General features: G+C 41.1%; 10 protein-coding genes. 4 read left to right on the top strand and 6 right to left on the bottom strand.

Annotated elements, in window-relative coordinates; genetic code table 11:
* Window positions 1-427: 427 nt before the first annotated feature.
* Entirely contained in the window at window positions 428-1,636 is a 1,209-nt protein-coding gene (locus PY364_RS06980) for a serine hydrolase (protein WP_275521510.1), read from the bottom strand.
* A 317-nt stretch (window positions 1,637-1,953) separates the two neighbouring features.
* On the opposite strand from PY364_RS06980, the gene PY364_RS06975 reads away from it, so the two are divergent.
* Window positions 1,954-2,988 carry an N-acetylmuramoyl-L-alanine amidase-like domain-containing protein gene (locus tag PY364_RS06975; protein WP_275521508.1) on the top strand — a complete coding sequence of 345 codons (1,035 nt, stop codon included), beginning with the start codon at window positions 1,954-1,956 and terminating at the stop codon, window positions 2,986-2,988.
* 96 nt (window positions 2,989-3,084) lie between these two features.
* On the opposite strand, the gene PY364_RS06970 is transcribed toward PY364_RS06975, so the two are convergent.
* Window positions 3,085-6,510, bottom strand: a complete 3,426-nt coding sequence (locus PY364_RS06970; protein ID WP_275521507.1) for a response regulator — start codon at window positions 6,508-6,510, stop codon at window positions 3,085-3,087.
* A 196-nt stretch (window positions 6,511-6,706) separates the two neighbouring features.
* Here PY364_RS06970 and PY364_RS06965 point away from each other — a divergent pair, with 196 nt between their 5' ends.
* Window positions 6,707-6,994, top strand: a complete 288-nt coding sequence (locus tag PY364_RS06965; protein ID WP_275521506.1) for a hypothetical protein — start codon at window positions 6,707-6,709, stop codon at window positions 6,992-6,994.
* 76 nt (window positions 6,995-7,070) lie between these two features.
* Here the strand turns inward: PY364_RS06965 and atpC are convergent, their stop codons facing one another.
* Window positions 7,071-7,478, bottom strand: coding sequence for an ATP synthase F1 subunit epsilon (atpC, locus tag PY364_RS06960; RefSeq protein ID WP_275521505.1), 408 nt, complete (start codon window positions 7,476-7,478; stop codon window positions 7,071-7,073).
* A 260-nt stretch (window positions 7,479-7,738) separates the two neighbouring features.
* Window positions 7,739-9,187 (bottom strand): F0F1 ATP synthase subunit beta, encoded by a 1,449-nt coding sequence (atpD, locus tag PY364_RS06955; protein ID WP_275521504.1) that lies wholly within the window; start codon window positions 9,185-9,187, stop codon window positions 7,739-7,741.
* 500 nt (window positions 9,188-9,687) lie between these two features.
* On the opposite strand from atpD, the gene PY364_RS06950 reads away from it, so the two are divergent.
* Together PY364_RS06950 and PY364_RS06945 are read left to right on the top strand one after the other, a co-directional pair.
* A complete protein-coding gene (locus PY364_RS06950; protein WP_007355690.1) occupies window positions 9,688-9,858 on the top strand; it encodes a hypothetical protein in 171 nt (56 codons plus the stop codon).
* Between the two features lie 107 nt (window positions 9,859-9,965).
* Window positions 9,966-10,421: a VOC family protein gene (locus PY364_RS06945; protein WP_275521503.1), complete on the top strand. Its 456-nt coding sequence runs from the start codon at window positions 9,966-9,968 to the stop codon at window positions 10,419-10,421.
* Window positions 10,422-10,537: 116 nt separating this feature from the next.
* Here PY364_RS06945 and PY364_RS06940 read toward each other — a convergent pair whose 3' ends face one another.
* The gene (locus PY364_RS06940) at window positions 10,538-10,666 is read right to left on the bottom strand and encodes a hypothetical protein (protein ID WP_275521502.1); all 129 of its coding nucleotides are present in this window, start codon (window positions 10,664-10,666) and stop codon (window positions 10,538-10,540) included.
* Window positions 10,667-10,801: 135 nt separating this feature from the next.
* Window positions 10,802-12,172: reverse transcriptase domain-containing protein (locus PY364_RS06935; protein WP_275521501.1), on the bottom strand; the 1,371-nt coding region annotated here is incomplete at its 5' end.

Genomic DNA, 12,172 nt, shown 5'->3' with positions numbered 1-12,172 from the left:
TAAAATTGTCTTAAATGATTGTTTCCTTTCTGATACCAACCTTAAAAGTTTAAGGTTCTTTTTGACCACCGATCATTATCTCATGCTTTACGATACCGCTGCCCAGTTCTTCCAAATCTTTTAATACTATTTCTCGAAAAGTATGCTAAAGTCAGCGGGTTTGGTGGGCGATCGATATATCATAGCTAATTCCTTTTTGAGACTTTAACCCTATTAGGGAGGGACTACATACAATATAGACTTACATTCAAAGTATAGATGTTTCTGTCAAGTCTTTAGAACATAATCTCAGCAAATAGTCAAAATCTAGATGGGCTATGAGTACACTTACTCATCAACTCACTGAGGAGTGACCACTGAAAAGTGAAACGCAGATCACCTATTTTTGTCTAGTTTTGCTATAAGAATTTAGTAGTAAAACTATTGGTTATTTGGGCCCGCGAGCATTTAAGCGATCGAAAACGTGGCGTGACATTTGAGGAAATATTTTCTCATCTACCGCATAGGCTGGATCGTCAGCAAAAATCACTAAAATATAGATAGCTCGATCGTCTAATGTTCTAATAAATGCGGCTTCTTGGCGGGAACCGGAAGTGTAACCAACTTTAGAACCAAAGTAAATTTTAGTTGGCAAAGATTCGCCTAAAAAGCCTTTTATAGAGTTACTAGGATCGTTTTTCCAGGCTTTGGGGTCTAAGTCTCTGGTTAATAAGTAAGCCATTTTGCGGCTAGCAAGTGGGGAAACTGCTTGCCTTGTATAAATTTCGTATAAAAGCCTTGCAGCTTGATCTGTTGTTACCTGATTCCGAATCGGTTTGTGGGAGTCACTCCGCAGTTGTAACTCGCGTCCTGTTGGCCCTTCTTGACTTAAATAGTAGATTGGATAATTTTTGGTCGTGAGTTTAAGGCCGTCGTATCCAGCGGCTTGGAAAAAAGCATTGATTTGTTGACGTTTTTTTAGCCAAGTTTTCAATTGTTCCCCGCTGAGTTCTCCCCCTGATTCTGTGCCAGTGATGGTGTCTAAAATGCGGCTAGCTGCATCGTTATTTGATACCTGTATCATTTGCTGTAAGTCGGAAGTAAAAGATGATTCATCTTTTTGAATCAGACCTTTTTCTAGGGCTCCATAAAAGCCTACCATCCAAAATAATTTGGCGACACTAGCGGGAAATCTAGGTGTTTGATTTTGATATCCAGCAAAGGTGTGGGCGTTGGAATTACTGACATCAATTAAGGTAATAGAGAGGGGGGCTGTCGGTAGTTTTTTGGTTGTGGCGATGTTTACAACTTCGTCAACGATGACTTGTAATTCTTGGCTGTAACTTTGATTGGGGGGTGTTTTGACGTTGTAGCTGAAGGTGCGATCGCTTTGGTTTGAAGGCGGATTGGAAGTTCCCTGAAGAGGTAGTGGCGATATAGTAGGAGGTTGAGAGACAATTGGCGGTTCTGAGACACGACGACTTCTGAAGGGAATTGTCACTATCCAAGTGAGTGCGATCGCGGCGACGGCTAAGGAGACGATATTGCCATACTTTAACCGAGATGGTTTGGCAGGAGTTCGGCGGCGTGGCTTAATTGAACGCCTTTGGGTTTGGCGACGGGGGTTGACTTGGCGGGGTAGCTTCTCTATCTGCATCAGAGTAGTAAGTAGAAGGAAGAAGGAAGAAGGAAGAAGGTTTTAATTATCTAGGAGATCGGAAAGAATGCTTATACAGCAAGCTTTTTAGCCATCCTTGCTCTTATGTTTAATTAGGTGGATTTACTTATAGTATCCAATCTGCCTTTTACTTTACCCTAATGTGAGCAATTTGGCAGGAAAATCTGCTACAAGTCTTCGCCTCAACAGCCAAGGAAAACTATGATTGTTATAATTATTAGCAAATTGTGCATCTAACTCTACAATCTACTTAAACATCAGCGATAAAACGAGTTAATTTAAAGTATATTATAAACATGAAAAGAATATTGAATATGACGTTATTTGGTTCTGCGCTCGCAGGAGGTAGCACTTGGTACTTTACACTTATACTTTTGGCGATTAATCCCCAAGTTGTTTGCTTAGAGTGTGCTAACAATCGAACCTTTAATCGGGATCGTTTATTGAATACAACAACTCTAAAAAAACCAGAAAGTTATGTGAATAACCAAACTAAAAAAACTATTTATCGAATATCCAAAATATCAACGAGTGAAGATTTAGCACGATTTAATCGCATGGTAAAGTATGCACGAGAGGAGAAGTTGTCTCAGCGCTCAATAGGGGAAATTATACAGGCGATCGCGAATCATTTTATAGGTGTACCTTATAAAGCAGGTTTATTAGATCGATCCATTGACGAGAAATTAGTGGTATCCCTAGATGGATTTGACTGTGTGCTGTTTGTGGAAAGTGTAGTGGCGATCGCGCGCGGTATCGCTATGCAAGATTATGCCTATTCAACCTTTGTCGAACACATTGAAGATCAGCGTTACGCTAATGGTAAAATCAATGGCTATTGCAGCAGACTTCACTATTTCTCGGAATGGATTGCGGAGAATCAGAAACGGGGTACTGTGCAAAATATTACGAGTAAATTGGGAGGTGTTCCGCTCAATAAAAAGCTGAATTTTATGACCAAACACAGGTACAGTTACCCCCAATTGGCGAACAATGAAATAAATTACAAGTGCATTGTCGAGCAAGAAACTAAGCTGGCTGAATTAACTATAAATTATATACCACAGAATCAGATAAAAAGCTTGTATTCTCAGCTACAACCAGGAGATATTGTTGGAGTAGCTACTAATATTGATGGTCTTGATGTAACGCATACTGGATTGATTTATCGCAATGCTGATGGCAATCTTGGCTTAATTCATGCTTCGCCAATTGGAGAGGTGGCTATTTCCTATGATTTACACAGGTATATAAGAAGGGTTGAGAATGCGATTGGTATTATTGTAGCGCGACCAATCGATCCACGCCAAGTAGAAAAAAGAAGGCTTTAAGTAAATCCACCTAATTAAACATAAGATGAGGATGGCTAAAAAGCTGACTGTATAAACATTCTTCCTTCTCTCCTAGATAACTAAATTTTTCTTCCTTTATTTTTCTTGTAATTCCTCAATACCTTCCCATCCTTCCGGCACTCCATACTGTTGATACTTCTCACAACGTTTGATATAAAGCATCGCCGCCTTATCTTGAGGATTAACGGCTAAAACTTCCTGAAAAATTATCTTAGCTTCATCAAATTGTTGCTGATAATAAAGAAAAACCGCCACCTCAAAACGAGCCTGAGTCTGAGTCTTTAATCTATTTTGCTCCTCATAATCGCCATCAAAAACCTCAAATATTGCTACCGCCGCCTTTTTACCTTTAACCATCACCCTATCCAAAAATCTAAATTTTTGTTCTTCTGTATAATCAAGAGAGCAAAGCGTTTTATGACTAATTAAAATCCCCGCACCATAAAGCTTAGTTAACCCTTCTAAACGAGAAGCTAAATTCACCGCATCCGCGATTACCGTACTTTCCATGCGCTCTTGAGAACCAATAGTTCCTAACATTAAACTCCCCGTATGTAAACCCACGCCAATCGAAATAGGAAGATAACCTGCTTGTTTACGCTCCGCATTGTAAATATTCACTTGTTTTTGCATTGCAATTGCACCAGCAACAGCATCATTGGCCGACTCTGGAAATAAAGCCATAATCGCATCACCAATATACTTGTCAATGAAGCCATTATGATCGCGAATTACTGGACTAACTCGACTCAAATAATCATTGAGAAAACTAAAATTTTCTTCAGGAGACATCCCCTCCGATAGTGTAGTAAATGAGCGAATATCAGAAAACATTACTGTCATTTCTTTCTGAATTTGGTCGCCTAATTTCACATCAACAATACTTTCTTGTCCCAGAAATCTTAGAAATTCATGGGGAACAAAACGGCCATAAGCAGCATTAATTTTAGCCAATCGAATATGAGTTTTAATTCTTGCTATTAACTCATTCTTAGAAAAAGGTTTGCTCAGATAATCATTAGCTCCCGAATTAAACCCTTCTACCAAATCAGTAACTTGATTTTTAGCAGTTAACATCACAATTGGCAGTTCAATAGCCGGGAACTTTTCACGAAGTATTTGACAGACTTCATAGCCACTCATTCGAGGCATCATTACATCTAATAAAATTAAATCTGGTCGAAAACCATTTTCAATTATTTCTAAAGCTTCAAAACCATTAGTTGCTTGAGTAACCTCATATTTTAAAACTGAAAGATTGTTAATTAAAACTTGAATATTAACAGGTTCATCGTCAACAATAAGAATTTTCAATTCGCCGCTGACTGAATCTATAACTTCCCGGTGTATCAGCGGTTCAATAGTAGAAGTGTTAGGCTGAGAATTTTGTATTTTATTAATTGAAGAAATCGGGGATACATACTGATTTGCTTGAACTTGATTTTGGGAAATAGGCAAAGTAAAGATAAACTTAGAACCCTCTCCCACCGTCGAAGCTACCCAAATTTCTCCCTGGTGTAATTCTACTAGCTGTTTGGTAACAGCTAAACCTAAACCTGTACCGCCGTATTCTCTAGCAGTGGAACCGTCGCCTTGTTCAAAAGCTCCAAAAATTCTCTCTAATTTATCTGCTGGGATACCAATACCAGTATCAGCAACGGTAATAGCTAATTGTTGATTTTGTGTGGATAATTCATTGCTCTGAACTATTTTAGTATAACCTTCTTGTAATAGTTCAGATGAAGAATTTACAACCTCTGCTGATACTTTTACAGTTCCTTTTTCTGTAAATTTTATCGCATTGCCAATTATATTATGTAAAATTTGTTGCATCCGATTTTCATCGGCATCAACGAGAGGAACTTCTGGACTAATTGCATTAATTAATTCTAAAGTCTTTTTACCAACAAGAGGTTGAGAAAGAGTTAGAACTACCTCAGTGATTTCTCGCATTCCAATTGGTTTAATTTCCAATTCCATATTATTATGACTGAGCTTGGAGAAATCCAAAATATCATTCACTAAATTGGAAAGTCTTCTACCACTTGATACAATTAGAGCTAAATTAGAAACCGTTTTTTCTGGCAATGCACCTGTAGCGCCATCTACTAAAGATTCAGCAATGCCGATAATACCATTAAGAGGAGTGCGAAGTTCGTGAGATGTATTGGCTAAAAACTCGTCTTTAAGTTTATCTAATTGCTGTAATTCAGCATTCTTATTTTCTAAGCTCGTAAATGACTCTTGTAACTGCTTTGCCATACTATTAAAAGCATGAGCTAAAACACCTAATTCATCGGTTCTTTCTAGGTTAACTTCCCGATCGAATTCTCCTTGAGAAAGTGCTATTGCTGCATCTTTTAATTTTAAAATAGGTCTCACAATCCAGCGGGATGTAAGAATCCCCACAATTGTAGCTAATAGTAATGCTCCTAAACATAGCAGCATTGTAGTACGATTATTGGCATCAATATGTTCCATGAAGTCAGATTCAGGAACAACCACGACAATGAGCCAGTCTAATCGCATTCTGTCTTGGTAAGGTACAACTTGCACAAATTGCTTTTTGCCATCAATTAGAAAGTCAAGTTGTTGGGCTTTTTCAAGGAGGCTAAGATTGCTAAAATGTTTGGTTAAATATTGGGCTGTGGCGCGAGTTAAGGGATCTTTACTCTCAATGGCATTCAGGCGTTTTGCCTTCTTATCAATGCTGTCCATAATAAAGGGATTTTCAGCAGTTGAAGTACCTACTAATAAGCCTGAACGCTCGATGATGAAAACTTGACCGTGAGGACTAATATGGATTGTCTTGAGGAAATCACTAATTAAGCTGAGAATTAAATCAACTCCCATTACTCCGCGAAAGTTGCCTTGACTATCGTATAATAATCTGGATGCTGTGATTCCTAATTCGCCGCCAGTAAAGTTATAAATTGCACTCCAGTTAGGTTGCTTAGTTTTAATTGTTTTGATGTACCAAGGTCTAGTTCTAGGGTCATATTTATCAATTATAGTTAATTTAGTGGGATTGCCTTCACTATCAATGAGATAAGCGCGACGTTCAGGGACTTGTTCGACAAATTTGGCAGTATATGTACCATCTTGCTCATTTTTGACGTAGATAAATTCTCCTTCTTTACTGCTAATATAAATAGAGTTGATAGCAATAAATGACTGTATTTCTTGCCAAATAAAATACTGTGAAGCTTGAAAATTGTCAAAAGTCAATTCTCCACGTTTGGCCGCATCAGCATTGATTTGATTGATAAGATTGGGTTGGCGGAGGTAATTTTGGAGGTGCTGCTGCACTCTGTCAGTAACTTCGCGGCGCAGTTGAGTAGCAACATCATTAACGGCTTTCTGTCCGTTGCGAAATGAAAGATAGCCTACGAGCCCCACTGCTCCAAAGACTTGCAAAACGAAGGGTACTACAAGAAAGATACGGAGGGGAATTTTGCCTGAAACTTTGGAAACTCGACGGGTGAAAGATTTTAATAGCATGATGGGATTTAACCCTAAATTAAGGCTACTGAATAATTAACTGCACGCACTTTTCACTTACCCTTTTGAGAAAGACGGACTATCCAGCTTACTTTAAAAGCAGACAGGATTGTGGTGACTGTGAGATATGCACCTGCGCTATCCGCCTGTAGATATATTATGTTGTAGGGGATCTGAAGCGTCAATAACCTGGTTTATGGCTCACCGTCTGGAACAATACACAGCTAAGCGCCCTCATGAAGTTTTAATTGTGAGGGCAGAAATTGACGGCGAATTGGATGAAATTGCTATTTTTAAGGGTTTTTCTAGCTCTCTAACTCGCCAAACAGCCTTTGATCCTGACGTGCCGATTTTGCCAGAGGGAGCAAATATTATTAGTATCGATCGTGTTGCTAGTCCTTATAATCCAGAAAGCCCCCGTTATATTCAACAGGGGCTAACTTGGGAAATAATTCAACCTTTGTTATTACAAGCAGGAGTTTAAAGAGGGACGAGTAGAGTATAGGTAGAAATCAAGGTTAGTTACAGATAAATACTGTACAAAACCCGCCCAAACTTTCTTAAATCATGCCACCTGCGGCTTGGAAACGTGCTCTTGCTCGTTTAAAGGCTTGCTTGGCTTGAATTTTTTCTTGTCCCGATCCACTATCAGCCTTTTGTAGACGTGCTTCGGCTTCGGCGTAAGCAGTACGAGCGGCTTCTTTGTCAATTGTGTCGCCTTTTTCGGCTCCGTTGACAAGGATTGTAACTTCGTTTTCTTCGACTTCTGCAAAACCGCCCATGAGTGCGATCGCCACCCAGTTTTTACCGGGGCGCACGCGCATCACGCCAGTATCCAAAGCTGTCAGCAAGGGAGCGTGACCGCTTAAAATACCTAGTTGACCAGTAGTGCTAGGCAGAATTACTTCATCAGCACTAGAATCCCAGACAGTTCTATCTGGGGCAATTACGCGCACTTTTAATGTCATAAATTGGTTATTGGTTAGTTGTTGGTTGTTAATGGTTAGTCGTTGGTAGTTGGTGGTTAGTAGTTAGCTAGTTGTTAGCTAGTTGTTAGTGGTTAACAGTTTATTTTTGTTAATGAAATTGTCATTAGCTATCTTTAATTCTAAGAACAACTAACAACCAACAACTAACCATTAACAACCAACAACCAACAACCAACAGTTAACCGTTAACAGTTAACCGTTAACAGTTAACCGTTAACCGTTAACCGTTAACCATTAGCTTAAGCTTTCATCTTTTCAGCTTTGGCGATCGCTTCGTCAATATTGCCAACGAGATAGAAAGCCTGTTCCGGTAGAGCATCGAGCTCACCAGACAGAATCATCTTGAAGCCCTTGATCGTTTCTTCCAGCTTCACATATTTACCAGGAGAACCGGTAAACACTTCTGCCACAAAGAACGGCTGGGACAAGAAACGCTCCATTTTACGGGCGCGTGCTACCGTCAAGCGGTCATCTTCAGACAACTCATCCAAGCCCAAGATCGCGATAATATCTTGGAGTTCCTTGTAGCGCTGTAAGGTAGCTTGGACAGAACGAGCGATCGCATAGTGATCTTCACCAACGACAGCAGGTTGTAACATCGTCGAAGTAGAATCCAGAGGGTCAACCGCTGGATAAATCCCCTTAGATGCCAAACCGCGAGACAGTACAGTAGTAGCGTCCAAGTGAGCAAAAGTTGTCGCAGGTGCGGGGTCAGTCAAGTCATCTGCGGGCACGTAGACGGCTTGTACTGAAGTAATGGAACCCTCTTTAGTTGAGGTGATCCGTTCTTGCAAGTCACCCATGTCGGTGCCCAGAGTCGGCTGATAGCCCACAGCAGAAGGCATCCGACCAAGTAGAGCAGATACTTCAGAACCAGCTTGCACAAAGCGGAAGATATTATCAATGAATAGCAGCACGTCTTGTTTGCTGACATCACGGAAGTATTCAGCCATAGCCAGAGCGGACAGGCCCACGCGCATCCGGGCTCCAGGCGGCTCATTCATTTGACCGTAAACTAGGGCAATTTTGGATTTGCTGCGGTCTTCTTCGTTAATAACCCCTGATTCGATCATTTCTTTGTAGAGGTCATTACCTTCGCGGGTGCGTTCGCCCACGCCGCCAAATACGGATACACCACCGTGAGCTTTAGCGATGTTGTTTACCAATTCCATCATAATCACGGTTTTGCCCACACCTGCACCGCCGAACAAGCCGATTTTACCGCCGCGACGGTAGGGTGCGAGAAGGTCGATGACTTTGATGCCTGTTTCAAACACCGAAGGTTTGGTTTCCAATTCCGTGAAAGCGGGGGCACTGCGGTGGATGGGCAACCTGAGTTCGGCATTGACGGGGCCGAGGTTATCTACGGGTTCGCCGATAACGTTAAAAATCCGGCCGAGGGTGGCGGGGCCGACGGGTACTTGGATGGGCGCTCCCGTGTCTGCGACTTCCATACCGCGCACGAGGCCATCGGTGGAGAGCATAGAAACAGTCCGCACTTGGCTGTCGCCGAGGAGTTGCTGTACTTCGCAGGTGATGGAAATATCTTGACCTGCTTGGTTTTTGCCTGAGATTTGGAGGGCGTTATAGATTTGCGGCAGTTTGCCGGTGGGGAATTTTACGTCTACAACGGGGCCGATGATCTGGGTGATGTAGCCGACGTTTGTTTTTTCTGCGGTGGATACCATGAGTACCTGTTTTAGTATGCTATTTTTCCGCGATCGGAAACAGTCTTAACATTTAGTAATGCCATCCTTCATTGTAGGATTGCGTGGTTCAATTGAAAACCCGTAGTTTGCGCTACAAGTTCGAGTGATGATTTTTGGAGTGGTTTGGGGAGAATGGGTGAATCGTGTTTTTTGTCAAGGGTTTGGGAGGATTTTTTTAGGGATTTTGTAGAAATTAGCGCTCTCGGTTTTGGGTGTAACCAGTCTTGAAGGAATGTTTGCTCGGCAAATTTTTAAAACGAAGCCTTGACACTTAAGTCATTTGATCTTAATAGTTCTTATTTGTGAACTATTGCTAGAAGTAGCTATTAACTTCAGTTGGGATAAAACGAAAAGGAAAAAGCAAAAGTTGAGAAAAAAAGCTATCATCTTGCGTTTTTGATAGAAATCTGATACAATTCTTAAAACAAAGTGCTATATTGAAGACAACCATCTACTGGACTATTGGAGGAACCTTAAATATGAATCCTAAGATATTTGAAATTGTGGCTCATAGTTGTTTCTTCGGATTAATCGGTGCCATCGTAGTATTTTATCTCTGGCCATCAGATGTAAAAAAGTTTATTAAATCTTTCTGGAACGAAACTCCCACTGAAATCATCTCCTCTCCTAGTCCCATTCATAGTCCCTAAGTCTCCTAACAGCAACCCCGCAAAGCGGGGTTGGGAAATTAACTTAGCAGATTTTTGAAATCAAATCCTAAACCACAATATTTTTAGCTAATTTAGAGGCTCTATCTATGGTTGATTTAGGTTTTACACATATTGCACTTGCAGTTAAAGATGTAGATGCAAGCATTGCATTTTATACCAAGTACGCTCGAATGCAAGTAGTCCATCGTCGGATCGATCGAATGTCTCAAGTCGATGTAGCTTGGGTTAGCGATTTAACAAGACCATTTGTAATCGTGTTGATTAAAACGGAGCGAGTAGAAGGATCTCTTCTGCCTCAGTCTCATCTTGGTATTGCTTGTGAAAGTCGCGATAAAGTTAAGCAACTTTGCGATCTAGCTCAGTCAGAAGGGATTCTTTTAGAAGGGCCAAATGACTGGGGTGCGCCTGTAGGTTATTGGGCTTATATCCGCGATCCAGATAGTCATACACTTGAAATTTCCTACGGACAAGAAGTAAGATTTACTATCGAACAAGTAACTGAAAATAGTAATCCAGCTTTCAATGTTATTGTCAGCGATTAATAAGTGACCAGTTTCAAGCCGAAACTGGCCACTGCGTGCAGCGAAGGCCCGTGCCTGCGCTTAAGGTGCGATTCCGCAGGAAATAATTTAATCAGCTTCAGAGAAGACTGTCTCACTTATTTCTCAGCCAGAATCGCGTAAATATCCCGTTTAACTTGGTCTAAAAGCTCGCGTACCCGATTCATTCGCTCAACATTGCCACCGCGAGCAACTTGCATCACAGCACCAGCTAATTCTGTTGCCACATTTCGCAACTCAATTAACTCTTGGGGGTTAGAGTCGATAGGAGCGTTACCACTCCTACCTCTCCTTCAGAACCGTGCTTGTGACTTTCACCACACACGGCTCCTTGATAATTCCACCTTTGTTATAGGTACGAGTTAGAACGGTTTGTCATCCTGACTCTTGTGGAGGGAGCCGTCTTTAGCCGTTTTTGAATCGTGGCAGTGTCTGTGTAAAAGTTGCAGATTATCGTAGATATCCTTTCCACCTAACGATGTTGGTTTAATATGGTCAACTTCTACAATGTCTGTATTCGTAAAGTACAAACCACAATGAGAACAAATACCCTTTTGTTTCTTGAATAGTTTGGCTTCCCGTGTTGGAATGCCTGGGTATGTTCCCCTTCGCTTACTCCAATAAGACCAGTCACCGTTGTAAGGACTAACCTCGCCTATCACTTTTATGTGCCGAACGATTTCCGTATCCTTGTGGTAGGTTAATTCAACCCCGTCTTCGGTTCTGAAACGTTTGTTGGTTCCTACTGTTTTCCAGTATTTGTTATACCAGCTACCGTCCCCTTTTACCCTTGACTTGCCCCAAGCCATTAACATTTGATAAGTTAAGTGGTCTACCTTCGAGTAAGTTTTCTTACTACAGACTGTGGAGTAATAGTTTGACCAACCCTTAATGATTGGGTTCAGCTTACTAATTAAAGCAGCTTGTGGGGCGGTTTTATGGGTGTCTATTACTTCAGCAATCTTAGATAAATGCACCTTTATTTTGGCTTTTGAGGGTGTGATTATCGTGTTAAAACCGAGCGGTGTTCCACTACTGTTTTTGGCACATCGGTATGCACCAGTCTTATATTGTTGTACATGGAATCCTAGAAACTCAAATCCAGCATTACCGTCAATCTCAATGAGGGTGTGGGTTAATTTTGTTTTACTTGGTTTTAACTCCAGCCCCATGTCACTTAACCAGTCAGCAATTATCTCTTGACATTTCTTAACTACGTTCAAATCCTTGTGGATAATTACGAAGTCGTCAGCATAGCGGATTAATCTGATTGTTTCCCTTCTCTGGTTTTTACTTAGTTTCCTATCCCCAGAGAACATTGTTAGGGTTTCCGCGTACTGTTTAACTCTTTCTTCCATACCATGTAAGGCAATGTTCGCAAGTAGGGGAGAAATTACCCCGCCTTGTGGTGTACCCTCATTAGTAGGGAATAAACTACCCTGGTCACAATACCCTGCCTTGAGCCATGTTTTAATCAGACGGTTTAAGGTGGGGTATGTACTTATTTTGGAGAGTAGCGCTTTGTGGTCTATACGGTCGAAGCATTTGGCAATATCAGCATCTAGCACGTATTTGGCTTTTTTGTTGATATTGGTAAATATTGCCTCTATCGCATCGTGACAGGAACGCCCTGGTCTAAAACCGTAACTGTTAGGCTCAAATTTTGCCTCCCACTCTGGTTCTAACGCTAGTTTAACTAACGCTTGCAAAGCGCGGTCGTTGATTGTGGGTAT

Origin of the sequence: Kamptonema sp. UHCC 0994, from assembly GCF_029167235.1 — a bacterium.
Lineage (GTDB): Bacteria > Cyanobacteriota > Cyanobacteriia > Cyanobacteriales > Microcoleaceae > Kamptonema.
The sequence above is the reverse complement of the archived record's forward strand: the minus strand, read 5'-3'. Positions and strand labels throughout refer to the sequence as shown.

Excerpts from the sequence above, each read along its gene's own strand:
- PY364_RS06945 (WP_275521503.1), top strand. The coding sequence starts at position 9,966 with ATGGTTGATTTAGGTTTTACACATATTGCACTTGCAGTTAAAGATGTA.
- PY364_RS06980 (WP_275521510.1), bottom strand. The coding sequence starts at position 1,636 with ATGCAGATAGAGAAGCTACCCCGCCAAGTCAACCCCCGTCGCCAAACC.
- PY364_RS06970 (WP_275521507.1), bottom strand. The coding sequence starts at position 6,510 with ATGCTATTAAAATCTTTCACCCGTCGAGTTTCCAAAGTTTCAGGCAAA.
- PY364_RS06975 (WP_275521508.1), top strand. The coding sequence starts at position 1,954 with ATGAAAAGAATATTGAATATGACGTTATTTGGTTCTGCGCTCGCAGGA.
- atpD (WP_275521504.1), bottom strand. The coding sequence starts at position 9,187 with ATGGTATCCACCGCAGAAAAAACAAACGTCGGCTACATCACCCAGATC.
- PY364_RS06950 (WP_007355690.1), top strand. The coding sequence starts at position 9,688 with ATGAATCCTAAGATATTTGAAATTGTGGCTCATAGTTGTTTCTTCGGA.
- atpC (WP_275521505.1), bottom strand. The coding sequence starts at position 7,478 with ATGACATTAAAAGTGCGCGTAATTGCCCCAGATAGAACTGTCTGGGAT.
- PY364_RS06965 (WP_275521506.1), top strand. The coding sequence starts at position 6,707 with ATGGCTCACCGTCTGGAACAATACACAGCTAAGCGCCCTCATGAAGTT.